Source organism: Alcaligenes sp. NLF5-7, from assembly GCF_024266725.1.
Lineage (GTDB): Bacteria > Pseudomonadota > Gammaproteobacteria > Burkholderiales > Burkholderiaceae_B > Alcaligenes > Alcaligenes phenolicus.
In genome coordinates this window covers 443,584-467,150 of sequence record NZ_CP100755.1, presented here as the reverse complement: position 1 = coordinate 467,150, position 23,567 = coordinate 443,584, and the positions used below count along the sequence as shown (strand labels likewise).

Genomic DNA, 23,567 nt, shown 5'->3' with positions numbered 1-23,567 from the left:
TGCTGCTTATTGAAGGGAGCTTGGTCTCAGCAAGACGCCTCTCGGTTCGTCTGCCCCGGTATCCGGGCTGACTACTTGCCGGTGCTGCGCACCGGTACCCTGGTCGGTGTTCGGATACGGGCGCGCCCTTAACTCGCGGGGTGTCTTGTCCACCGGACAAGACACAAGCGCCCCGCTCAAACAGAAGGGCGCTTGCACCCCGTATCCGAACACCGCCTGCGGCAAGCAGTCTGAACCGCCCGGATACCGGGGCAGACGAACTGAGAGGCTCACAGTGAGGAAGGGACAAGCAGCCTTGCTGCTCATGGCGCCAAGAGTCGGTGGTCGGGCACGAGACCAGCCTTCGGTGGTCCGCTTTGGTTGCCGCGAGCGAAAGTATCTTGTTGGCAAAAACCACGGTCTTTTTTGCGTTTTTGAGGGGGCAGTTGGGCTCGACGGGCGAGTCAGGGCTCTGGCCGCAGGCTCTTGCAGTATCCAGGATGCAAGCCCTGTGCTGTTTGAGCGGGGCGCTTGTGGTTCGTCCGGGGGACGAGCCACCCCGCGAGTTCACAGGGCGCCTGGATACTGCAAGAGACCAGGGAACCCGTGCGCAGCACGGGCCGGAGACCCGCCAAGTCGAGCCCAACTGCCCCCTCAAAAATGCTTATGCAGCCACCTTGATTCCTGCCACCAGCACCGTGTGAAGAAAAACAGGTTTTATCGCAAGAAGGTATAAAAAGACGTGGAGCTTAAACCTAGCTGGCTGTAGATGAAGTCACTCTTACTGAGGTCCCAGTGTCTGACACTGATCCTCTTGCCCCCACTGGTGCAGGCAGAGCTGTACACCTTCAATGCTGATATAGCCGCCCCGTCGTCCTCCTTCCGAGGAGTCAGATTCCCAATCCGGGAGTACCCAGCGGCGTACCGGCTCAAAGCCGGGAATGTCATGTACTGCAGGGCGATGTGTATGGCCATGAACCATGGCCTGCACAGGATGCGCCTCGCAGGCTGCCACAATAGCTGCAGGCTGCACATCCATGATGTCTTTGGACTTGTATTGCTTGCCGCGCTGGCTACCGGCGCGGGCTGAATCAGCAATACGCTGACGCAAGCTTAAAGGGCAGGCCAGATAGAGTTTCTGGAGCCAGGGTTTGCGTACCCAATAGCGAAAGCGTTGATAGGCCAGATCGTCCAGACAGTACTCATCGCCGTGCGACATCAGAATCAAACCGGCAGAAGTGTCCAGAACGACTTGATCGGGCAATAACGTGGCATGCACATGGCGGGCGTAGGTTTGGCCCAGCAGGAAGTCGCGATTGCCGCGCATCAGATAAAGCGGGTGCTGCTGCGCAAAGGTGCGCAGCGCCTCACTGACTTGAGCAAGCCAGGGAGCAGGGTGGGCGATTTGATCGTCACCAATCCAGGCATTGAAAATATCGCCGCCCAGGATCAAGGCATGAGCTTGATGCTGGGCGGAGTGCAGAAACTGCAGGAAATCCTGGACGGTGTCTGGATTGTCCGGACCCAGATGCAGGTCCGCGGCAATCCAGATGTTGCCCGCAAGCGTGAGCTTATTCGACAAGCGTGGCTTTTTCCAGAACGACGTCCTCAACAGGCACGTCTTGGTGGAAGCCCTTGTTGCCGGTGCGCACGGTCTTGATCTTGTCGACCACGTCCATGCCTTCGATCACGCGGCCAAATACGGCGTAGCCCCAGCCATTGGCGGTAGGAGCGGTGAAGTTCAGGAAGTCGTTGTCAGCCACATTGATGAAGAACTGAGCCGTAGCCGAGTGTGGGTCGGAGGTGCGAGCCATGGCCAGGGTGTACTTGTCGTTCTTCAAACCGTTGTCGGCTTCGTTCTTGACAGGAGCGTTGGTCGCTTTTTGCTTCATGTCGGCCTCAAAGCCGCCGCCCTGGATCATGAAGTTGTTGATCACACGGTGAAACACGGTGCCGTCGTAAAAACCGCTGGACACGTAGTCCACAAAGTTGGCTACGGTGTTGGGGGCTTTTTCTGCGTTCAGTTCGATCAGGATGGTGCCCTGGTTCGTCTGCAGTTGGACGCGTGGAGAGGTGCTCATAGAAGTGCCTTCAGAAGAAGTGGAAGAATCTGCTGCCATAGCCGGACTGCTCATCATAGGCATAGCCATACAGGCAGCAATAAGCAGGGTGCGCAAGCTGCGAGCCTGATCACACCATTGAAATGTGCTTGCAAACATAAGATAGGGACAACCCAGTCAAAGAAAAATCTTATTGTTGCAGAATTTGGCCAGTTTGTTGCGCACGCTGGGCTGCTTTGGGCACACCACTGGCGGCGGCCTGACGGTAGGTGTCATTGGCCAGCATCAGTTGGACTTCACCCATATTGGCGCGGGCCAGTGCGTAGGACGGATCGGCGGTCAAAGCCATTTTCAGGGCTTCCAGGGCCAGGTCCAGCTTGTCCTGCGCGATGTACTCGGCCGCCAGATTATTCCAGGGCTCGGGCAACTCCGGGTAATAGGTGGTCATGTTCTGGTAAAGGCTGATGGCGCCATTGTGGTCACCACTGGCCGACAGGGCGCGTGCCTTCAAAAACAGCAACTGCACATTGGCACCGGGCTCGCCCCGGTCCTTGCGTTGCTCCAGCTGTTTTTCGATCGCCTGCAAGGCGTCGGCATGACGGCCCTGGGCAATCAAGGTGCTGATGCGCTGGCTGACTTCAGCGGCGCTAAGCGGCAAAGAGGTATCGACGCTGGGGGCCAGCACGTCCAGAGCACGGGCCAGACCCTTCCAGCCACGTTCAGGTTCGGGAGCGATATCCAGCAAGGGATCGTTCACCCGCGCACTGGGCGGGGGCAAATCGGGCAGGGATTGGGCGCTCACGTTTTGACCCAGGGCCAGAAAAAGGGCCAGGGTGCAAGGAGCGAGAAACCGAGTCCGTCTAGGTGTACTGAACACAGAGGGGGCGCCTATAAAATCTGGCTTGAAGACCAGGAAGGTTGGTAGATTGCTGCCTTTAACGAGGTCTGCTTGCTATACTTATTGACCATCATTCTAACCTTGCCTCTTGCCGGGCGGGAAATACGGAACCTGATCCAAGGGCAATTGTTCTGGCACAAGGTTCCGATTTTATGACGATTACAGGCCATGTTGCGCATTTATAACTCGTTGTCACGCTCTAAAGAGGTGTTTTCTCCGGTTGAACCGGGCCACGTGCGTATGTACGTCTGTGGCATGACGGTGTACGACTTCTGTCACCTGGGACACGCTCGTATGCTGGTCAGCTTTGACATCGTGCAGCGCTGGTTGCGAGCAAGCGGCTATCGCGTCTCCTATGTGCGCAATATTACCGATATTGATGACAAGATCATCCGCCGTGCCGTCGAGCGCAAGCAACTGATGTCTCAGGTAACGGACTTCTATATTGCCGCCATGCATGCCGACGAAAAGGCCCTGGGTGTGCAAAGCCCTGACTCGGAACCACGCGCCACGCAGCACGTGCCCGATATGCTGGGCATTATTGCCAAGCTGGAAGAAAACGGCCTGGCCTATCAGTCTGAAGACGGTGATGTGAACTACGCCGTGCGTCAGTTCCCCGGCTACGGCAAATTGTCGGGTCGCTCTTTGGATGATCTGCGCGCCGGTGAGCGTGTTGCCCTGAACTCGGCCAAGCGTGACCCTCTGGATTTTGTGCTGTGGAAGTCGGCTAAAGAAGACGAACCCGCCGAATCCAAATGGGAGTCCTCCTACGGCCTGGGCCGTCCGGGCTGGCACATCGAATGTTCGGCCATGAGCAAGGCGCTGCTGGGCCTGCCACTGGATATTCACGGCGGTGGCCCGGACTTGAAGTTTCCTCACCACGAAAACGAAATTGCTCAAACGGAAGGCGCCTTTGGCGGTCAGTTGGCCAATGTCTGGATGCACTGCGGCCCCCTGATGGTGGACTCGGAGAAAATGTCCAAGTCCCTGGGCAATTTCCGTCGCATCCGCGATACCGTGGCGCCCGAAGGTCTGGCCGACGAAGAAAGCAGCTACATCGCCAACCCGCGTGAAGCTGAAATGTTGCGCTTCTTTATTGTGCGCAACCATTACCGCAGCCTGCAAAACTACGCACCAGATAATCTGCGCGATGCTCAGCAGGCTTTGGACCGTCTGTACCAGACCCTTCAACATGTTCCTGCCGCCGACGTCCAAATTGACTGGACTCAAGGCCCCGCTTTGGCTTTTGCCGAAGCCATGAATGACGATTTCAATACGGCCGGTGCTATTGCCGTTCTGTTTGAGCTGGCTGGCCAGGCCAACCGCGACAAGGATGCGCAGGCCGCTGGTTTGATGCGTGCTCTGGGTGGCGTGATTGGTCTGTTGCAAGTGGACCCGGCCGTCTACTGGCGCGCCAGCACACGCTTTGGTCAGGCAGCCAGCGTGGCCGGGGCCGATTCCTTGAGCGACGCCCAGATTGACGAGCTTCTGGCGGAACGCGGCCAGGCTAAACAGAATCGCGACTTTGCGCGCGCCGACGCCATCCGTGAGCAGCTTAAAGAGCAGGGCGTAGAGCTGGAAGATCGGCCAGGTGGAGCAACACAATGGCGCAGGGCCTAAGCGGCGTTCAATCCGGCCCTCAAGTTCGTTTGGTGGGCAAACCTGATTACTGGGACGACGCCTGCGCCCAGCTGATGAAGCGCGATCGTATCTTGCGCAAGCTCATCCCCCAGCATGGCGACTACTGGCTACAACATCAGGCTCCGGCTTTCACCACTTTGGTGCGTTCCATTGTGGGCCAGCAACTGGCCTCGCGTACGGCGGACCAGCTGTGGCGCAAGCTGCTGGACGGTTGCGGCCAGCCACTCTCGCCTGAACTTATTTTGGAACTGGGTTACGAGGCCCTGCATGGTTTGGGCTTGCCCAAACGCAAGGCCGAATACATTGTTGATTTGGCGACTCACTTTGATGCTCGTAAAATCGACCCCCAGGCATGGCAGTCCCTGTCTGATGAAGCCGTTATTGCAGACCTGTGCGCCATTCGTGGCGTAGGTCGCTGGACGGCAGATATGTTTCTGATTTTCAACTTGCACAGACCCGATGTTCTCCCCTTGGATGATGCGGGCCTGCTCAAGGCAATCTCTCAGCACTATTTCAGCGGCGAGCCGGTATCCCGGTTCGAGGCGCGTGAAGTTGCCCAAGCGTGGGCACCGTGGTGCACGGTGGCTACCTGGCATCTGTGGCGCAGTCTGAACACAGTTGCGGTACGATATTAAATTAGGCCTAAACCTTAAGAACCGACATGCGAAATACATTCCTGGAATTTGAGCAGCCTTTGGCCGAGCTCGAAGGCAAAATCGAAGAGCTCCGCTATGTGCAATCTGATTCCGCTGTGGATATTTCAGAGGAACTCAGCCGTCTGCAGCAAAAAAGCCAGACGCTGGCCAAGAACATTTACGCCAAGCTCACGCCTTGGCAAACGGCCCTGGTTGCTCGCCATCCACAACGTCCATACACCCTGGACTATGTAAACCAGATCTTCTCGGACTTTCACGAACTGCATGGCGATCGCATGTATGCGGACGACCTGGCCATTGTGGGTGGTCTGGCCCGTTTCAACGGTACGCCTTGCATGGTGATTGGTCACCAGAAAGGTCGTGATACCAAAGAGCGCGCCCGTCGCAACTTCGGCATGCCGCGCCCCGAAGGCTACCGTAAAGCCCTGCGCTTGATGAGGTTGGCGGAAAAATTTGGTATCCCCGTCTTTACCTTCATTGATACTCCCGGCGCTTATCCTGGTATTGGCGCTGAAGAGCGTGGTCAGTCCGAGGCAATCGGTCATAACCTGTTTGCCATGGCCAAACTGCGTGTACCTATCATCTCCACCATTATTGGTGAAGGCGGTTCGGGTGGTGCGTTGGCGATTGCCGTGGGTGACGTGGTCTCCATGCTGCAATATTCCACCTACGCCGTGATCTCGCCCGAAGGTTGTGCCTCGATTCTGTGGCGTAGTGCGGACAAGGCGCCCGTGGCGGCTGAGGCCCTGGCCATTACCGCTCCCCGTCTGAAAGAACTGGGCCTGGTCGATCGCGTGATCAACGAGCCCATTGGTGGCGCACATCGCGATCCCACCATGATGGCGCGCCAATTGGGCCGTGCCCTGGCTGATGCCTTGCGTCAGGTCTCGGGCCTGAGCACCGAACAACTGCTGGCGCAGCGTATGGAACGTCTCCTGGCCTACGGCCGTTATCAGGAAGTTCGTGCCTGATCCATTGCCTTCCAGTCAGCTGGGGGGCTTTAGCCCCTCACCCCCGCTGCTGGAGGCGCTTAACCATCACCTAAGTTTTAAAAGCGGCGATAGCGTCGCTGTCGCCTTAAGTGGTGGTGCGGACTCGGCAATGCTGGCGGTACATACCCATCTTTGGGCCAGCCGCCGCAAAGTCACACTTCATTTTTTCCATATTCATCACGGCCTGCAAGCCATTGCCGATCAGTGGCAAGCGCATGTGCATGACTTGGCTGCGCGTTTGCAGCGACCCTGTCACAGCTTGCGGGTCCAGGTACAGTCCCGCCGTCTAAGCGCAGATGGCATGGAATCCGCCGCGCGAGATGCCCGCTATCAAGGCCTGGCTGAACTGGCGCACTTTGTTGGCTTGCAGCATGTGCTGCTGGCTCATCATCAAGATGATCAGGCCGAAACGGTTCTGATGCGTTTGCTGCGAGGCACGGGTACAACCGGTCTGGGGGCGATGGCACCCCGTATGCAGCGCGATCAATTGCAGTACTGGCGACCCTGGCTGGAGCAGCCCAGGGCACTTATTCTTCAAGCCAGTGATGCGTTTGCCGCAGCCACGGGCTGGCATGCGGTACAAGATCCCACCAATATCAATCCTGATTACACCCGTGGCGCAGTGCGCGATTTGCTCACGCCTGTACTCGACGCGCGCTGGCCGGGCTGGCAAAGCCGTTTGCAGCGTCAAGCCCAGCTAAGCCGCGAAACGCAGGAAGTATTGGATAGTGTGGCCAGCCAGGACTGGCAGACACTGGAACCTGATGAAACAGGACGCAGTTTCAGTTTGGTGGCGTGGCGTAGCCTGGAGCCAGCGCGGCAAAGCCTGGTGCTCCGTTATTGGTTGCAGGAGCAGGGAGCTGGCTTGCCTACGCAAGCGCGTCTGGCAGAACTGCTCAAGCAACTGCGCGGGCTGCATGCCCGGGGGCACGACAGAAATTTGATGTGGAAGCATGGACAGAACCTGGTGCGCTGTGTGCGAGGCCGGGTGCAGATCGAATCTGCCGGTCCAGGCGACCAGCAAGCAGGCCGGGTGGCCGATCAAGCAAGTAAGTAGTTTGGGGTGGCCTGTGGCAGGAGCGTGGGCTATGGTGTTGAGTCGACAAAGTATGTGTTTTTTTGCGTGTGTATGTGGTAGAGCCTGCGCTTGGGGCACAGAAAGTCGTTAGAATAGTTGGGTTTTGTGTCTATCCCAGACCTTAGCCCTTTGATGCAGAGTAAAAGATGTCCCTGATCGTACATAAATATGGCGGCACGTCGATGGGCTCGATCGAGCGCATCCAGAATGTGGCGCGTCGGGTTGCCAAATGGCATGCCGCCGGGCACCAAGTTGTGGTGGTTCCTTCGGCCATGTCCGGTGAAACCAACCGTTTGCTAGGCCTGGCCAAAGAACTGAGCATTCAGCCTGATCCGCGCGAGCTGGATATGCTGGCCGCTACGGGCGAACAAGCCAGTAGCGCTTTGTTGGCCATGGCCTTGGCTGCCCAGGGCGTTCCCGCCCGCAGCTATGCCGGTTGGCAAGTTCCCGTCAAGACCGACAATGCCTACACCCGTGCCCGCATTAGTTCTATTGATGACACCCGCATTCGCCAGGATCTGGACGCAGGCCGTGTGGTCGTTGTGACCGGCTTCCAGGGTGTGGATGATGAAGGCAATATCACGACCCTGGGTCGTGGTGGCTCGGATACTTCCGCGGTGGCTGTTGCCGCTGCCATGAAGGCCAGCGAATGCCTGATCTTTACCGATGTGGATGGTGTCTACACCACCGACCCACGCGTCGTGCCCGAAGCACGTCGCATGAAAGTGCTGTCCTTTGAAGAAATGCTGGAAATGGCCTCTTTGGGCTCCAAAGTTCTTCAAATCCGGTCTGTGGAATTTGCTGGCAAGTACAAGGTGCCTGTGCGCGTCTTGTCCTCCATGACCGACCCCATGATTTCGCTCGAAGAAGAAATGTCTTCGGGTACGCTGATTACTTTCGAGGAAGACCAAAAAATGGAAGCTGCCGTTGTCTCTGGCATCGCCTTCAGCCGTGATGAAGCCAAGTTCACCCTGCGTGCCGTTCCTGACACCCCCGGCGTGGCCTATTCCATTCTGGGCCCGATCGCAGCGGCCAACATCGAAGTCGACATGATTTTGCAGAACCTGTCGGTTCAGGGCACCACAGACTTTTCCTTTACCGTCAGCCGCAATGACGCGCTGCGTACCAAGGAACTGCTGATGAACCAGGTCGGCCCGGCTGTGGGTGCTGGCGAAATCGTATTTGACGAAGCCGTGTGCAAAGTGTCCATCGTCGGTATTGGCATGCGTAACCACGCTGGTATTGCCAGCTCCATGTTCCGCGCCTTGTCCGAAGAGGGCATCAACATCCAGATGATCAGCACCAGCGAGATCAAGACCTCGGTGATTATTGCCGACAAGTACATGGAATTGGCGGTGCGTGCTCTGCACAAGACGTTCGAGCTGGATCAGGAAAAATAATCCCTTTAGCTATTTGCATTGGTTTTTTAAAAATGCTATAGTTACTTCTTTCCTAGAGCTGGAGACGTGGCCGAGAGGTTGAAGGTACTCCCCTGCTAAGGGAGCATACGGCTTATACCCGTATCGAGGGTTCGAATCCCTCCGTCTCCGCCAGCTGGAATTAAATCAAGCCCTTGTTTTCAAGGGCTTTTTTTATTGTCTGTCGCATAGCGCCGCCCGTGTTCGGACCCGCGCTCAAGTTTGGCTTTGTGCAAACCTGGCTCTGGTTCAGGCAGCAAGAGCGACAACAAGACGGCATCACGCCTTTCCAAACACAAGAAAAAAATAATTGTTACTTTTTTATTTTTGCCAATTCAGGCAAAGTGAAATCGTAGAGAGTCCTTGGCGGCAGCGTTTCAAACAGCATGAATTTTTAAAGTGCAAGACTTTTCAACCCAAGGCGGTAGAGGATTGAAAAGGCTGTGTCGTTTTTGGCACAGACAAAGAAAAGCAGTCATTCCCGTGCTTACAATCGACGAATGTGTTTTACGTCGTTCAAGACGGGTGGTCTTGTTTTTTAGGGCGAGCGATGATTAAACGAGTCCTCTGTATCTGTAGCATGGCCTTGATGGGCCTGCCTTTTTTGGCATCGTCAACTGAGCTGGCATTGGATGACCAGGTTGTGACTCGTTATGTGCAAAGCCTGGGTGAGATCTTGCCGGTGCTGCAAACCGTAGAGCGTAGCGAACCGGTTTGGGATGGCGGGCTGCCAGACGGTTTCCCACCCATGCTGGAGGTGGATCAGGTCGAGCGCGGTTCGGACATTTACCGTCAATTGAACAGCCTGACGCAAAAGTATGGCTTTGCCGGACTGGAGCAATGGGATAGCGTGGGACGCCATATCTGGCTGACTCGTCTCTATATCCAGGAGCGCGAAGATCTGGACTCGGTTTACGAGCAACTGGATGCGCTGGAAGCGGCCTTGCGCGATAACGCACGCCAATACTCTACGGCTGAACTGGAGCAGTTGATGCGCACCTTCCAGATCAGTAAAAACCATATCCTGCGTCTGGTTGCAACCCGTAGCGATGTGCCGCCGGTACAGGCTCATCTGGCTGAACTGGACGCTGCCCTGGCTTCCCTAGAATAAGCAACTAATCCGCTTTTTCCATTTTCTCGGGCGTCGCAATGGCGTCTGTTCAAGATTTGTTACCAGCAATACTGTCCATTTGTCATATTTTGACGCTTCTTTTCTGAGCGTGACAGAGGGAATCGGGGATAATTGCGCTCTGATTGAAATCTAGTGGGAAGACTGAAGCGTCATGCGTATCATCTTGATTTTGTTGGGGGCCGCTGTGCTGGCCTACCTGATTGCCAAAGGCATACGGCAACTGATGGTGGAACGTCGTCAATTAAAAGACCAGACGCGTCAGCCACATAAAGGAAGCCGTGATGAGCACTGATAAAAATCCATTTACTAAACTGGCCGCTAAAACAAAGCCAGAAGGTGGCCCTGCCAATTACTCCAAGGGACTGAGTTTCCTGGGGGCGGCGGTTGTTATTTTCCTGATCCTGATTGTGGCCTCCATGGGCTCGTTCTTGCAGGTGGACCAGGGTGAACGTGGCGTGGTGCTTCGTAACGGTAAGCTGGTTCGCGTGGCCGAACCTGGCCTGGACTTCAAGGTTCCGTTCTTTGACACGGTACGTACCATTTCGGTACGTGATCACACGGTTCGCATGCAGCTTGAGGCGTACAGCTTTGACCAGCAGTCCGCTTCCATGGTGGCTTCGGTAACATACCGCGTGCCTGAAACTGATGTGGCTCAGCTGTATTCCGAGTACGGTTCACTCGATGCCCTGGAAGCTCGCTTGCTGGAACGCAAGGCTCTGGATGTGATCAAGAACGTGTTTGGTAAGTACACTGCTGCTCAGTCGATTCAGAATCGCGAGAAGCTGGGTGCTGACATCAACGAAGCCATGCGCGTGACCCTGGAGTCCGCTCCTTTGCAAATGATGGGCGTGCAGGTTGAGGAAGTGTCGTTCTCCAAAGCCTATGAGCAATCGATTGAAAACCGCATGTTGGCCCAGGTTCAAATTGAAACCACCCGCCAGCAAAAAGAAACTGCTTCCATTCAGGCTGAAATCAAAGTGGTTCAGGCTGAAGCAGAAGCCCGCGCTCAGCGCGAACGCTACATGGCCGAAGCTGACGGTATTCGCCTGCGTGGTGACGCCGAAGCCAAGGCCATTTCTGCCAGGGCCCAGGCATTGGCCCAGAATACCAATCTGGTCAATTTGAATGCTGTGGAAAAATGGGACGGTAAGTTGCCAGAAAGTCTGGTTCCCGGTTCCGCCATGCCATTTATTGGACTGCGTTAATCTCCAGGCAGTCACTGACCTGAACAGGTTTTCTTCGGTAGCGTTACGGGATAGGTAACGCTACCGTTTATTTTTCCAAGGAGTTACGGATGAATGAGGAAAGGAACCCGGTCCCACAAGGCGACGGTACAAACCAGTTGGTCAGTCTGCGTAATCTGACTCTGATCAATTACGCGCTGTACATCTTGTCCATGTTTGGCGGCATCACCGCCCTGGTCGCCATCATCATCAACTACATCAAGCGCGATGAAGTGCGCGGCACCTATCTGGAGTCGCACTTTGATTGGCAAATCCGTACGTTCTGGTGGGGATTGCTTGGTGTGGCGCTGTCTTTCTTGTTGATGGCGATTCTGGTCGGTTTCGTGACCATCGTGATTGTCAGCGTGTGGATTCTGTACCGTCTGATCAAGGGCCTGCTGGCTCTGAATGACGGCAAGGCGATTGCCTGATCGCCGGACCGCCGGACCGCCGGACCGCCGGACCGCCGGATCAGATAGGCATCGTGTTTGTTTGGACCTGGGCCCGCATACTTTCGCGGGCCTCTTTAGGCGGCACACCAAAGCGCTGCCGAAATGCCCGGCTGAAATGGGCAGAGCTGCTGAAGCCCCAGTGATACGCAATTTCAGTGATGGTCTTGTGGTGATGGGCTAGACGGCGCAAATCCTGTTCAGCGCCTTGCAGGCGCATGGACCAAATCCAGTTTGTCAGTGAATCGGCCTCGCCTTCCCAGGCGCGATGCACAGTGCTGGCTGTCAGGCCCAGGCGCTTGGCAATCTTGCCGATATTCAGCTCGGGGTCGCGCAGATTCTCCAATACATAGGCTTTGATCCGGTCGCGCCGCACGGATCCCGTATCGTCCTTTAAGGACGGGCTGCCCAGATTCTCGGCCAGCGCTGCCACCAGAATACCGACCAGGCTGTCGGCAAGTGATAGATCCACAATAGGCCCGCCGGTTGGCGGGCAGGCCATCAGCTCGCTCACCATATAGGAGAGCAGTCGTGCCGTGCCGGATTGGGCGCTGGTTATTTTGCAGGCTGTCATATCTTCGGCATTGCGCAAACGCTTGCGCAGGATGGAGCCGGGCATAGACAGGACATACTGCTCAAAGTCCTGGTCAAACAGGAGTTGATAGGGGCGTGTGGAGTCGTACAGGGCCAGATCGCCGGGTTTCAGTGTAGCGGTCTTTTCATCCTGAATTAGTTGTCCCGCTCCTGCCACTTGAATACTGAGCAGAAAAATATCCTCGGACGCTCTGGAAATTTGCAGCGGCGTGCGCAGCACGGTCTGGGTGGTCGAGGAGATGCGAGATAGGCTGACCTCTGCCAGTTCCCGTCGCGTAATGGCCCCGAAGAAAGGGGTAGCGGAACGGGAGGGGACGGCGCACTCCAGCTGCACATAAGCTTTGTTGACGGCCTCCATCCAATAGGGGGCGCGCCGGGTAGCGGGAACTGCCGTGGTGGACCATTGCTCCATTGATGATCTCTCCGTCTTGGGTCCGAAGGCTGACAGCAGGGACCGCGGTCAACTGGACTGACTAAGTATCAGGCAAGATCTCTGGTTTGAGCCAGACCAGAAAGAGTGGCAGGGGTCGATAATTTCAGACCAGGACGACGCGGATGCAGGACTGGGGAGCAGAAGGAGTCACGGCCCGGGCAAGCTGTCCGGGCCGTGTCATCTCTTGGGATCAGGACGGCTCTTGCACTAGCAGTGCGTCCGAGTCCTGGGGATGGCTGATAGCGAATGAGGTAATCGTACTTTGCACACCTGGCTCGGGAGCCTCCGCCTTGGTCACGCTTTTGGAGTGCACTCGAGTCATAGGGTCGCGGTGCCCCAAGTCCAGCACCAGACGGGTGGCTTCAGGTTTGGAATAGTGGCCCACGGGGTCATTGATCGCCTTGGCGAAGGCAATCTCCTCCATATTCAGATCGGCAATGATCAAGCCTTCGGCATCATGAGGCAGGTAGGGAGCCAGAGTACGCCCGTCCGGTGCAAAAATCATGGAGCTGCCACCGCCCACTTTCAGCAAAGAGGCGTTGTGCTCACCCACTTCCAGCATGTCCAGCGTCTCTTGAGTAACCACACTGCTGGCGGCGATGGTAAAGCACTGGCCTTCCACCGAATAGATTTGCGAGGCGGCCATGTTCACCTTGGCACTGAGGGCGTGGGCCTGTTCGCTGTATAGCGAAAACGACGGCCAGGCAGCAATGTGAATGGCTTCATGCTGGGAGTACAGCGCGTACTTGCTCAATGGCGACAAATGCTCCCAGCAGCATAAAGCGCCGACGCGTCCCAGTTCTGTGTCGGACACAATCAGATCGCGGGCATAACCCTCACCAAATACGGTGCGCTCTACATGCGTGGGTTTGAGTTTGCGGCGTGACCATAGCATCTCGCCTTTGTCATCGATCAGGCATTGGCCCAGATACAGGCTGCCACCGCTGCGTTCGCTATAGCCCAATGCGATGAAAATGCCCAAGGTTCGCGCAGCCTGGGCAATGCGCTGAAACTCTGCGCTGTCCAGCGAGAGCGAATTGGCATAGTAACGAGCGCTGTATTTCAGTGACCAGGCCGGTGCACCTAGCCAGACGTGGAAGGGATAGCCTGGCAACCAGGTTTCACCAAATACGATCAGGTCGCAGCCTTCATCACGCGCTTGTCGAGCCAGTTCAATGGTTTTATCAACACCTGCTGCCAGGTCGTAGTTGGGAGAGGCGGCCTGTACGGCGGCTGCCCGGACGATTTTCCTTGTCTGCATACATCCTCCTTGTCGCGGTATCCGCGATCTTGATCGCCAGGCCGTGCTGCTTACAGAGCCCGGCCATCCTGTTTTGTGTCAGTTTAGGAGGGGAGGACAGTGCTGAATTGACTGACAGGCGCAGAAGGCTTGACTGGGAGTCGCAGACGTGCGGGCAGGAAGCCCCCAATCCTGACCCGGATGTCCGTGCAGTGAACGAGAAAAGTGCGGCCCGTCTGGTTTAAAGTGCGAAACTGTATTGCACTGTCAGCCCCAGGCCCACGACCCACAAAATCAGGGGGATAGGGCGCATCAGCAGGCCGGGAATGGCACGCAGGATAAAGCCGATCAGGCGGGTGAACAACCAGAGCAGGGGCGGCGATTGATCTTTTTCCTTCATATAGATGATGCCTTGCGACAGCAAAAAGGACTGCGACAAGTAGGCGGCGTAAAACACCATGCCCAGGGAAAAGGCCAGCCAGTAATACAACATGCTCATAGGATGCAAAAAGAAAGAGTACGGCGCATTATATCGGTCTGCAGCAGCTATGATCGTATTTTTGGCCGGACCTTGTGCCGGCTGTGGGTGCAGGCTTTTTGTACGAGGCAGGTATGCAAAATATTTATTCTATTGATGGGCTGGTGCCAGTGGTTCACCCCACGGCCTATGTTCATCCTACCGCTGTACTGATTGGTGACGTCATTATTGGCGAGGGCGTGTATATCGGTCCTTCGGCCAGTTTGCGCGGGGACTTCGGGCGCATCATCATGAAGGCCGGTTCCAATATTCAGGATACCTGTGTGATTCACGGTACGCCTTACCAAGACACAGTGGTGCATGAGGACGGTCATGTCGGACATGGAGCAGTGCTGCACGGCTGCGTGATCGGTCGTAACGTGCTGGTGGGCATGAATGCCGTGGTGATGGATGCTGCCGACATCGGTGCAGACAGCATTATCGGCGCCATGGCCTTTGTGAAGAAAGGTATGCAAGTGCCACCACGCAGTCTGGTGGCTGGGTCTCCGGCCACGGTGGTCAAGGAACTGGATCAGAAAGCCATTGATGGCAAGTTTTTCGGCACACGCATGTATCAGCGTCTGGCCCAGCGTTCACTGGCTACGATGCAGCGTGTGGAGCCTTTGACCGAAGTGGAAGCCAATCGCCCACGCCTGCGTGAAGATCAGATTTATCCAGTGGATAAGTAAGGCAGCTCGGTCTTTCTCCAGGATTGTTGCTTGCCGAGCGCAACGCAGTTTCGGAGCCGGTCTGAAAGTGCTTGGAATATGTCACCAAGCAGTCGTTTTTGCTCACGTATTTCAGGCAATAAAAAACCCCTTTAGGGCCGGAGGAGAATCCAGCATCAAGGGGTTTTTCCATTCAGTGCGGATCAGCAGGCGGGTGGGGCAGGCCCACCACGCATTGCTATTGCGCTCTGAATTTCTCCGGCTTATTTGCCAGCTGCAGCCAAAGCCTGTTTCCAGGCTTCGATGACCGTTTCGTACTCGGCAGCAGCCTTCAAAGGATCGATGTTGGCCACTTTGATCTGATCCAGGTTAGGCAACTTGGTCAGCTCGGCCACATTGATGTCGCTGCGAGTAGGACGGCGGAAGTTCTCCACCAGCTCGGCTTCCTGTACTTCTTTGGAGAGCAGAACGTCGACCAGTTTGCGAGCCGCTTCCTGGCCGTTCTTGGGGTTCTTGATTACGGCTACGCCTTCAGGAGCGATGAAGGTACCGTCTTCAGGGTAGATCAGCTCAATGCCTTTCTGACCACCGGCCACGTAGGCGTAGGCCGCGTATTCCATGGTCACGCCCAAGGGGTACTCGCCGTTAGCCACGCTTTTGTAGACCTGGCCCGAGCTCTTGGACACGATCACGTTGGCTGCCAGCTTTTGCAGGCCTTCTGCACCGTACAGTTGGTAGATGCCATAAACCTGGTCGTAGGCACTGCCCGATGATGCGGGGTCACCAATAATGACCTTGCCTTTCCACTGAGGATCGAACAGATCGGACCAGGTTTTTGGAGCGGCCTGGCCTTTCAGTTGGCGCTCGTTGGCCATGATGACCATGACGTGGGCGTTGGAGCTGGTCCACAGGCTGTCCTTGCCGTGGAAGGCTTCAGGAATGGCCTTGTTCTCGGGCGATTCGTAGGCTTCAAAGTTCTGCTGGAAAGCCGCCATGGTGCCGTAGCCAGTGCCCCATACCACGTCACCCAGCGGGTTCTGTGCTTCGGCTTCGATACGCTTCATCAAGGCACCAGCGCCCGAGGTCACTTGTTGAATGGACAGGTCAGACGCGGTCTTGCGAGCAATTTCCAGCGCCGTATCAATGGTTTGCACATTATTGGGCGTGTACATCACGGCATTGGCGGCCAGGGCGGCACCGGACAGGGACAGGGCGCCGACACTGAGGGAGAGTGCCAGACCAGTTTTCAGAAAACGTGTAGTCAGCATAGTGAGCCTTTTTAGATTAGCGGCTGGAAAACAGATCCAGCTTGAGAAAACGGATAGCCAGATAAATCGGCACCAGAATCACGACCATCAAGATCACCCCATAGGCCGAAGCGCGGGCCAGGAAGCCAGCGTCGATCTGACGGAACATCTGGATGGGCATGGTCTCCATGCCACCGTAATACAGCACGATAGTGGCGGAAATTTCAGCCAGCGAAGTGACCCACATCAGGATGGCCGCACCCAGAATGGCGGGCTTCATCAAGGGCAGAACCACTTTGAAGAAACTCTGGAAGGGGCTGACACCCAGATTGATGGAGGCCTCTTCGATAGAGTCGGGAATGTTGTAGAGCGAGGCCGAGGCCGAGCGAATGGAGAAGGGCACTTTACGCACAAAGTACGCACCGGCCATGATCACCCAGGTGCCAGTCAGCACCAGCATGCCGCTGTTGTAGGTCTGGATCAGGGCAATACCCAGCACGGTGCCGGAAATGGCCAAAGGCAGCATCACCATATAGTCCAGCGCGGTTACCACGAACAGGCGCTTTTTCACGATCAGGTAACTGCAGATCGTGGCAAAGCAGGTGCCTGCAATAGTGGCGACACTGGCCAGCATCAGCGAGTTCAAAATGGGCTCGGGAGCGTAGCGCAGGGCACGCTCCATATTGTCCAGCGTGAAGGTTCCGTATTGCATGACCGGGCCGCTGGCTTTGGTGAAGGCACCAATCAGCACGATAAAGGCCGGAATCAGCGAGAAGGTCACAAACAGCACCGCACCCACGGTCAGCAGGATACCGGCCAGGCCTTGAGCGCGAACCGGGCGCGGGGCGCGGCCTTGCTGCATCTGGAAGGTCTTGCGCTCCAGGACCCGCTTCTGGATGAACAATACCGCACCGACCAGAATCACGGACACCACGGCCAGCACACCTTGCATGGTGGGGTTACCGCTCATCTCGGACAGAAAGGTGGTGTAGGTCAGCGAGGACAGCACATCGACCTGACCACCCAGAATCATGGGGATGGAGAAGTTGTCCACGGCCAGCGTGAACACAATCATGGCATTGACCAGCAGGGCAGGCATCAGCACCGGGAAGGTGACGCTGAGCGCGCGCTTGAAATTGCTGGCGCCCAGGTTCACGGCGGCTTCTTCCAGCGTGCCGTCAATGGCCTTGAGCGCAGCCAGCATACCGATATACACATAGGTGTAATCGTTCAGGATCAGCACATAGGACATGCCAAACCAGCCGTAGAAACTGGGCAGGTCAATACCAATGCTTTCCAGGGCCAGACGCACCACTCCGTTATTGCCCAGCAGCATCAGCCAGGCCTGCGAGACGATGATGTCCGGCAGCACAATGGTGGTCAGGGGCAGGATGGCCACAATGGCCTTGCCGGGGAAGTCGTAGCGAGCCACCACATAGGCCAGCGGCGCACCCAGCAGCAGCGTACCTATCGTGGAGATCAGCCCCAGCTTGATGGTGTTGAAGAAGGCCTCAACATAGCGAGGGTCGCTAAAGAAGGTTTCAAAGCCGTGCAGGCTGGGCAGGCCTGTTGCCGGGTCGATCACGCTTTGATAGAACAGGGAGGCGAGTGGCCAGACAACCCAGAACACCAGCACCACCAGACAGACCAGGGCGGGCAGGAACCAGGGAGAACGAAGGGCCAGGGGTCTTGCAGCAATAGCCATGGGTCTTACGCCTCGACCAGACGACATTCAGGGCTAAAGCTCAGGTTCACCGAAGCACCTGCAGACAGATGCGGGTCCTGGGCAGCGGCAACGTCGGCAATAATTTGCTTGCCGTCGTTCAGCTTCAGGCTGTAGGCCGTTTTGGTTCCCAGATACTGGCGAGCCACGACTTGAGCCGGAATGCTGCTGGCCTGAGCCTCGGTATGCAGGGTGATGTTTTCGGGGCGCACTGCCAGCAGCACTTGGCCGACAGGGGGCGGGTTGTTCACCAGAATGTGCCCACCCGCAATGCTGACGGTGGTGTGACCGTCCTCCACATGCACGCCCAGGGTGTCGATCAGATTGGCTGCGCCGATAAAGTCGGCGGCATAGGCAGTGCGTGGTGTGGAGTACATGGCTTCGGGGGTATCGAGCTGGTCGATACGGCCCTGGCGCAGCAAGGCAATACGGTCCGACATGGACAGGGCTTCTTCCTGATCATGCGTCACGAAAATAGCGGTGATATTGGATTCCTGCTGCAATTCGCGGATGACCTGGCGCATTTGAATACGCAGCTTGGCATCCAGGTTGGACAAAGGCTCGTCCATCAGCAGAACACGGGGTTCAATCACCAGGGCGCGGGCCAGGGCTACACGCTGGCGTTGGCCTCCGGACAGCTCAGCTGGGTAACGCTCGCCCATGCCACCCAGTTCCACACGCTCCAGAATGTAGGCGACTTTTTTCTTGATCTCGCTGCTGCTGACTTTGCGTACCCGCAAGCCGTAAGCCACATTGTCAAACACGGTTTTATCGGGGAACAGCGCGTAGTCCTGGAACACCATGCCGGTCTCACGCTTGTGCGCGGGCAGGTAGGTAATGTCTTCCTTGTCCAGAAACAGGCGGCCTTCATCAGGAATGATGAAACCGGCAATCATGCGCAGCAAGGTTGTTTTGCCGCAGCCGCTGGGCCCTAATAAAGTGAAGAACTCGCCATGCCGGATTTGCAGGCTCAGTTCATTGATGATGGTATTGCTGCCGTAGCGTTTCACTACGTGATCGATGTGGATGTCTGCCATGGGGATAGATCAGCCTGGGACTGAGTAGTGCAGGTAAACCGCGCATCAAGGGGGCGGTTGCCTAGGCTTTGAAAAGAAGTGGTTCAGCGGCCAGTAGCGACGCAAACATCACCGGGGCGTGAACACGAACATTAATTACAAGTTAGTGACAAGTTTTATAGGAAGTTGCTATCTTAGCAGCAGGCCAATGCTTGTAGTTTTAATTATCAGGCGTCTAAGTCCGTAGCAAAGGCTGATCTACTCAGTGTTACCCAGTGGGCAAGAAAAAAAAATCCCGTCGAACAGGCATCATATTGCGATAATCAGGTGGTAGTAATGTGTCTTGCTTTTTCGTCTAAAGCGGTCTAGTGCGGGTCGGGGTTTCTTGTGTCAAATAAAGGCCCTTATAGTGAGTTCAAAAAGAATGACAGTTTCCTGCAAGGGGCAGGAGTGGGAGAGGGACACTAAAGGGTAGGTTTCTATCCTGTTCAGGCCGGTCTTCACCAGGCCTGTTTTTTGCACATCCGAATTTATAGATGGTGTTCCGGTGTTGAGGGCAAACACACACCGGGCCGGAGAGGTTGTTGGGTCGTGTCCACGTGGTGACAGACTCACCCATCCGGGTACTGCACGTCGTCAGAGATCGTAGAAGTTAGTTAATTAACTGGAGATTGAAGATGCGACTGGGTGTACTAAGCCCCCGGGGGACCGGGGAAAAGAGGGTAGCGGCCACGCCCGATACCATCAAGGCTTACCGCAAGGCGGGCCATGATGTGATTATCGAGGCGGGTGCCGGACAGGGGATTGCCAGCTCGGATGCCGATTACGAGGCAGCAGGGGCAACGATAGGAGATCCCTATCAAGCCACCGTGCTGCTGGTAGTGGGCCCGGCTGATGTTGATTCGGCGCGTTTGCGTGCCGAGCATGTGGTCGTCGGTATGCTGGACCCTTACGAAAGTCAGGGTCTGGACAGGCTGGCTTCTTCGGGCTGCCAGGCGTTCGCCCTGGAGCTGATCCCGCGTACCACGCGGGCGCAAAGCATGGACGTTCTGTCCTCGCAGGCCAATATCGCGGGTTATGCCGCTGTGCTGAAAGCAGCCACCTTATATCCCCGGTTCTTTCCCATGATGATGACCGCGGCGGGTACCGTCAAAGCGGCCCGTGTCGTGGTGCTGGGCGCGGGTGTGGCCGGTTTGCAGGCGATTGCCACGGCACGTCGTCTGGGGGCGGTGGTAGAAGCCTCTGATGTGCGTCCTGCCGCGCGTGAGCAGATCGAGTCCTTGGGCGGCAAGTTTATTGATGTGCCCTACGAGACCGATGAAGAGCGCGAAGCGGCACAAGGGGTAGGCGGTTATGCCCGTCCCATGCCTGCCTCCTGGTTGCAACGGCAGGCGGCGGTGGTGGCGGCACGTTGTGCCCAGGCCGACGTCATCATTACTACGGCCTTGATTCCGGGGCGGCCCGCCCCGCGTCTGATTGCCGAGGAAGTGGTGCAGTCCATGCGGGCAGGTTCGGTCATTATTGACCTGGCTGCGGCCCGTGGCGGCAACTGCGCCTTGACCGAAGCCGACCAGATTGTGGAGAAATATGGCGTGACCCTGGTGGGCGAGACCAACTTCCCGGCCCGTGTGGCTGCGGATGCGTCTGCCTTGTATGCACGCAATATTCAACAGTTCCTGGGCTTGATGCTCAAGGATCAGTCTGACGAGCTGCATATCCCTGCGGACGACGACATTGTGAATGCCAGCCGTGTTGTACAGGGTGGCAAACGACTCTTTCCACAGCAGGGAGCCTGACGCCATGGATATTATTTCTCCCCTGGTCATTAACCTGATCATCTTTGTGCTGGCCATTTACGTGGGTTACCACGTGGTCTGGACAGTGACGCCCGCTTTGCACACGCCCTTGATGGCGGTGACCAACGCGATTTCGGCCATCATTATTGTGGGCGGGATGCTGGCAGCGGCCCTGACCGAAAGCCCTTGGGCGCAGGCGATGGGCATTATTGCCACCGCGCTGGCCTCGGTAAACGTGTTTGGTGGTTTCCTGGTAACCCGCCGCATGTTGGAAATGTTCAAAAAGAAGGGCGCTAAAAATACGCCCAAGGAAGGGCAGTCATGATTTCCATGAATACCGTTACCTTGTGCTATTTGTTGGCCTCGGTGTGTTTCATTCAGGCCCTGAAAGGCTTGTCGCATCCAGCCAGTTCGCGTCGTGGCAACTTGTTTGGCATGGTGGGGATGGCCTTGGCCATTGCGACCACAGCCGTGCTGATTTATAGCCTGGCCCCTGAAGGCAAAGAGCTCTCTGGTCTGCTGCGGGTTCTGATTGGTCTGGTGATTGGTGGCGTGCTGGGTACCGTCATGGCACGCCGTGTCGAGATGACCAAGATGCCGGAACTGGTGGCCTTCATGCACAGCATGATTGGTCTGGCGGCGGTAGCCATTGCGATTGCCGTGGTGCTGGAGCCGGTGGCCTTCGGCATTGGCTCGGCCGAGGTGGCTCTGCCCATGGGTAACCGTGTGGAGCTGGCTTTGGGCGCGCTGGTCGGTGCCATTACCTTCTCCGGTTCGGTGATCGCGTTTGGCAAGCTGTCGGGCAAGTACAAGTTCCGACTGTTCCAGGGCGCACCCGTTACCTTCAAAGGTCAGCACATGCTGAACCTGCTGCTGGGTCTGCTGGCCCTGGCTTGCGGCGTGATCTTTGTGATGACCCAGGCATGGTGGGCCTTTGGTGTGCTGCTGGCCTTGTCCTTCCTGCTGGGCGTGATGCTGATCATCCCGATTGGCGGCGCAGACATGCCCGTGGTGGTGTCCATGCTGAACAGCTATTCGGGCTGGGCAGCAGCAGGGATTGGTTTTTCCCTGAACAACTCCATGCTGATCATTGCCGGTTCGCTGGTGGGTTCCTCCGGTGCGATTCTGTCTTACATCATGTGCAAGGCCATGAACCGCGCCTTCTTCAACGTGATTCTGGGCGGTTTTGGTGCCAATCCGGAAGCGGCTGCGGGTGGTGCAGATCAGGGTAATCGTTCGGTGAAATCCGGCAGTGCTGAAGATGCCGCGTTCATGATGAGCAATGCCGAGTCCGTGGTGATTGTGCCTGGTTATGGTTTGGCCGTGGCCCGTGCTCAACACGCCTTGAAAGAGCTGTCGGACAAGCTGACCAGCCAGGGTGTGAATGTGCGCTACGCCATCCACCCGGTCGCCGGTCGTATGCCTGGCCATATGAACGTCTTGCTGGCCGAGGCCGAAATGCCTTACGAGCAGGTCTTTGAAATGGACGACATCAATAGCGAGTTTGCTCAAACGGACGTGGTGCTGGTACTGGGTGCCAACGACGTGGTCAACCCGGCCGCCAAGAACGATCCGGCTTCGCCGATTGCGGGCATGCCGATTCTGGAAGCCTACAAAGCTCGCACCGTGATCGTGAACAAGCGCTCCATGGCTGCTGGTTATGCTGGTCTGGATAACGAGCTGTTCTATATGGACAAGACCATGATGGTGTTTGGCGATGCCAAAAAGACCATCGAAGATATGGTCAAAGCGCTGTAAGACAAGTCCGTCTTCGCGCTGGCAGTAAAAAGCGCTCTGGTTCTTGCGGGCCAGAGCGCTTTCTTGCTGGGCAGAGCGAATTTAGAACTTGGGGCCGGAGCGCAATTGCTCGCACATCTGATTGCGCTGTTCGGCAGTGGCTTTTTGCAGATCCTGACGACCGCGGTCCAGGCCTTGCTCAAAGGCTTTATCAAAGTCCTCGTCGTTCAGGCCCATGCTTTGAATAGAGGATTTCTGCTGTTTTTTCATCTCATCAAGCTGGGTCTGGCTGTAGTCACCGCAAACTTCGGCGGCAGCGTGCATGGCTCCGCCCATTTGCGCCAGCTGAATGGCAGGGCCGCTATCCTGGGCGTAGCTATTGGCGCTGGCCAGAAGGAGGGCCGCTAAAGGCAAAAGAAGTTTTGTGCGCTCAAACATGGTCAATCCTGTCGATTAAGAGGAGGTCCGCGCAGACACTGTGGTCTAACAAGAGCAGGCAGGCTCTGTCTGGGCGGAAGTCGCTACTTTACACCGCTTGTCCCTTTACGGTTGAGGCCGTAGGGGCGGGAAAGTGCAACAGACATTGTGCCCGGTCTGCAGTCGTGGAGTTTTGATCTGTTTGCAGGTAAGCGGCGGTATGCAGGGTAAAAGCAGCAGGCAAAGAAAATGCCCTGATGACGATGTCATCAGGGCTGATCTTTTCAGAGTCTCATCCATTGGGTTTGACCCCACGAGTTCTAACTCTGGTCGCTGATTTCCGTGAAGAAACCAACTTGAATATGGCGCGGCTGGCAAGATTCGAACTCACGACCCCTTGGTTCGTAGCCAAGTACTCTATCCAACTGAGCTACAGCCGCTAAAGAAGTGAAACTATAGCAGACTATTTATCAGCATGACAAGCCTAGAAAGCATTTTTCTTGAAATAAGTGCGAAATTTTTCTGAAAACACGGGAAAATAAGGATTTGGAGGGGTGTGCGGGGCAGGGGGCTGCGGATTTAACCCGGCACTTTGTAGTGTTTTTAAGCCAGGGTATGGATGACCTTGCCGATGCAAGAGTGACTTGCTGCTT

23 protein-coding genes and 2 tRNA genes are annotated in these 23,567 nt (G+C 56.4%); 14 read left to right on the top strand and 11 right to left on the bottom strand.

Annotated features, from left to right (window positions below; genetic code table 11):
- Positions 1 to 760 precede the first annotated feature (760 nt).
- The 3 genes from MID00_RS02245 to MID00_RS02235 all read right to left on the bottom strand — a co-directional run bounded on the left by MID00_RS02245 (position 761) and on the right by MID00_RS02235 (position 2,841).
- Entirely contained in the window at positions 761 to 1,561 is an 801-nt protein-coding gene (locus MID00_RS02245) for a UDP-2,3-diacylglucosamine diphosphatase (protein ID WP_035270891.1), read from the bottom strand.
- A complete protein-coding gene (locus MID00_RS02240) occupies positions 1,551 to 2,060 on the bottom strand; it encodes a peptidylprolyl isomerase (protein ID WP_045931048.1) in 510 nt (169 codons plus the stop codon). Before MID00_RS02240 ends, MID00_RS02245 begins: the two co-directional genes overlap by 11 nt.
- A 169-nt stretch (positions 2,061 to 2,229) precedes the next feature.
- The gene (locus MID00_RS02235) at positions 2,230 to 2,841 is read right to left on the bottom strand and encodes a tetratricopeptide repeat protein (protein ID WP_226348582.1); all 612 of its coding nucleotides are present in this window, start codon (positions 2,839 to 2,841) and stop codon (positions 2,230 to 2,232) included.
- 264 nt (positions 2,842 to 3,105) lie between these two features.
- Here MID00_RS02235 and cysS point away from each other — a divergent pair, with 264 nt between their 5' ends.
- The 10 genes from cysS to MID00_RS02185 all read left to right on the top strand — a co-directional run bounded on the left by cysS (position 3,106) and on the right by MID00_RS02185 (position 11,508).
- Positions 3,106 to 4,557: a cysteine--tRNA ligase gene (cysS, locus tag MID00_RS02230; protein ID WP_035270889.1), complete on the top strand. Its 1,452-nt coding sequence runs from the start codon at positions 3,106 to 3,108 to the stop codon at positions 4,555 to 4,557.
- Positions 4,542 to 5,213, top strand: a complete 672-nt coding sequence (locus tag MID00_RS02225) for a DNA-3-methyladenine glycosylase (protein ID WP_250756833.1) — start codon at positions 4,542 to 4,544, stop codon at positions 5,211 to 5,213. Before cysS ends, MID00_RS02225 begins: the two co-directional genes overlap by 16 nt.
- Positions 5,214 to 5,239: 26 nt before the next feature.
- On the top strand, positions 5,240 to 6,205 hold the full coding sequence (locus MID00_RS02220) for an acetyl-CoA carboxylase carboxyltransferase subunit alpha (RefSeq protein WP_022983527.1): 966 nt from the start codon (positions 5,240 to 5,242) through the stop codon (positions 6,203 to 6,205).
- Positions 6,198 to 7,283 (top strand): tRNA lysidine(34) synthetase TilS, encoded by a 1,086-nt coding sequence (gene tilS, locus MID00_RS02215; RefSeq protein ID WP_254499613.1) that lies wholly within the window; start codon positions 6,198 to 6,200, stop codon positions 7,281 to 7,283. The genes MID00_RS02220 and tilS overlap by 8 nt, the downstream gene beginning before the upstream one ends.
- A gap of 167 nt (positions 7,284 to 7,450) precedes the next feature.
- A complete protein-coding gene (locus tag MID00_RS02210; protein WP_022983529.1) occupies positions 7,451 to 8,704 on the top strand; it encodes an aspartate kinase in 1,254 nt (417 codons plus the stop codon).
- A 60-nt stretch (positions 8,705 to 8,764) separates the two neighbouring features.
- Positions 8,765 to 8,857 (top strand) — tRNA-Ser (locus MID00_RS02205).
- A 415-nt stretch (positions 8,858 to 9,272) separates the two neighbouring features.
- Positions 9,273 to 9,833, top strand: a complete 561-nt coding sequence (locus MID00_RS02200) for a hypothetical protein (RefSeq protein ID WP_230940584.1) — start codon at positions 9,273 to 9,275, stop codon at positions 9,831 to 9,833.
- Between the two features lie 172 nt (positions 9,834 to 10,005).
- A complete protein-coding gene (locus MID00_RS02195) occupies positions 10,006 to 10,146 on the top strand; it encodes a hypothetical protein (protein WP_022983530.1) in 141 nt (46 codons plus the stop codon).
- On the top strand, positions 10,136 to 11,059 hold the full coding sequence (locus MID00_RS02190) for a prohibitin family protein (RefSeq protein ID WP_009457801.1): 924 nt from the start codon (positions 10,136 to 10,138) through the stop codon (positions 11,057 to 11,059). Before MID00_RS02195 ends, MID00_RS02190 begins: the two co-directional genes overlap by 11 nt.
- A gap of 89 nt (positions 11,060 to 11,148) precedes the next feature.
- The gene (locus tag MID00_RS02185; RefSeq protein ID WP_009457799.1) at positions 11,149 to 11,508 is read left to right on the top strand and encodes a hypothetical protein; all 360 of its coding nucleotides are present in this window, start codon (positions 11,149 to 11,151) and stop codon (positions 11,506 to 11,508) included.
- Positions 11,509 to 11,548: 40 nt separating this feature from the next.
- Here MID00_RS02185 and MID00_RS02180 read toward each other — a convergent pair whose 3' ends face one another.
- The 3 genes from MID00_RS02180 to MID00_RS02170 form a co-directional block, all read right to left on the bottom strand.
- A complete protein-coding gene (locus MID00_RS02180; RefSeq protein ID WP_254499612.1) occupies positions 11,549 to 12,532 on the bottom strand; it encodes a helix-turn-helix domain-containing protein in 984 nt (327 codons plus the stop codon).
- A gap of 211 nt (positions 12,533 to 12,743) precedes the next feature.
- A complete protein-coding gene (locus tag MID00_RS02175) occupies positions 12,744 to 13,814 on the bottom strand; it encodes a nitrilase (RefSeq protein WP_009457793.1) in 1,071 nt (356 codons plus the stop codon).
- 220 nt (positions 13,815 to 14,034) lie between these two features.
- Positions 14,035 to 14,292 (bottom strand): hypothetical protein, encoded by a 258-nt coding sequence (locus MID00_RS02170; RefSeq protein ID WP_022983531.1) that lies wholly within the window; start codon positions 14,290 to 14,292, stop codon positions 14,035 to 14,037.
- Between the two features lie 113 nt (positions 14,293 to 14,405).
- Here MID00_RS02170 and MID00_RS02165 point away from each other — a divergent pair, with 113 nt between their 5' ends.
- Positions 14,406 to 14,999 (top strand): phenylacetic acid degradation protein PaaY, encoded by a 594-nt coding sequence (locus MID00_RS02165; protein ID WP_250756835.1) that lies wholly within the window; start codon positions 14,406 to 14,408, stop codon positions 14,997 to 14,999.
- A gap of 242 nt (positions 15,000 to 15,241) precedes the next feature.
- Here MID00_RS02165 and MID00_RS02160 read toward each other — a convergent pair whose 3' ends face one another.
- Genes MID00_RS02160 through MID00_RS02150 form a run of 3 tightly spaced genes read right to left on the bottom strand, consistent with a single transcriptional unit; the run spans position 15,242 to position 18,985 of the window.
- A complete protein-coding gene (locus MID00_RS02160; protein ID WP_250756836.1) occupies positions 15,242 to 16,246 on the bottom strand; it encodes an extracellular solute-binding protein in 1,005 nt (334 codons plus the stop codon).
- A gap of 16 nt (positions 16,247 to 16,262) precedes the next feature.
- Positions 16,263 to 17,930, bottom strand: coding sequence for an iron ABC transporter permease (locus MID00_RS02155; RefSeq protein WP_254499611.1), 1,668 nt, complete (start codon positions 17,928 to 17,930; stop codon positions 16,263 to 16,265).
- Between the two features lie 5 nt (positions 17,931 to 17,935).
- Entirely contained in the window at positions 17,936 to 18,985 is a 1,050-nt protein-coding gene (locus MID00_RS02150; protein WP_022983533.1) for an ABC transporter ATP-binding protein, read from the bottom strand.
- Positions 18,986 to 19,641: 656 nt separating this feature from the next.
- Here MID00_RS02150 and MID00_RS02145 point away from each other — a divergent pair.
- The 3 genes from MID00_RS02145 to MID00_RS02135 are packed head-to-tail and all read left to right on the top strand — an operon-like array spanning position 19,642 to position 22,518.
- Positions 19,642 to 20,760 carry an NAD(P) transhydrogenase subunit alpha gene (locus MID00_RS02145; RefSeq protein ID WP_009457777.1) on the top strand — a complete coding sequence of 373 codons (1,119 nt, stop codon included), beginning with the start codon at positions 19,642 to 19,644 and terminating at the stop codon, positions 20,758 to 20,760.
- 4 nt (positions 20,761 to 20,764) lie between these two features.
- Positions 20,765 to 21,085, top strand: a complete 321-nt coding sequence (locus MID00_RS02140; RefSeq protein WP_009457776.1) for an NAD(P) transhydrogenase subunit alpha — start codon at positions 20,765 to 20,767, stop codon at positions 21,083 to 21,085.
- Entirely contained in the window at positions 21,082 to 22,518 is a 1,437-nt protein-coding gene (locus MID00_RS02135) for an NAD(P)(+) transhydrogenase (Re/Si-specific) subunit beta (RefSeq protein WP_009457774.1), read from the top strand. The genes MID00_RS02140 and MID00_RS02135 overlap by 4 nt, the downstream gene beginning before the upstream one ends.
- Positions 22,519 to 22,599: 81 nt before the next feature.
- On the opposite strand, the gene MID00_RS02130 is transcribed toward MID00_RS02135, so the two are convergent.
- Positions 22,600 to 22,935, bottom strand: a complete 336-nt coding sequence (locus MID00_RS02130; RefSeq protein WP_009457770.1) for a hypothetical protein — start codon at positions 22,933 to 22,935, stop codon at positions 22,600 to 22,602.
- A 342-nt stretch (positions 22,936 to 23,277) separates the two neighbouring features.
- Positions 23,278 to 23,354, bottom strand: a tRNA-Arg gene (locus MID00_RS02125).
- Positions 23,355 to 23,567 lie beyond the last annotated feature (213 nt).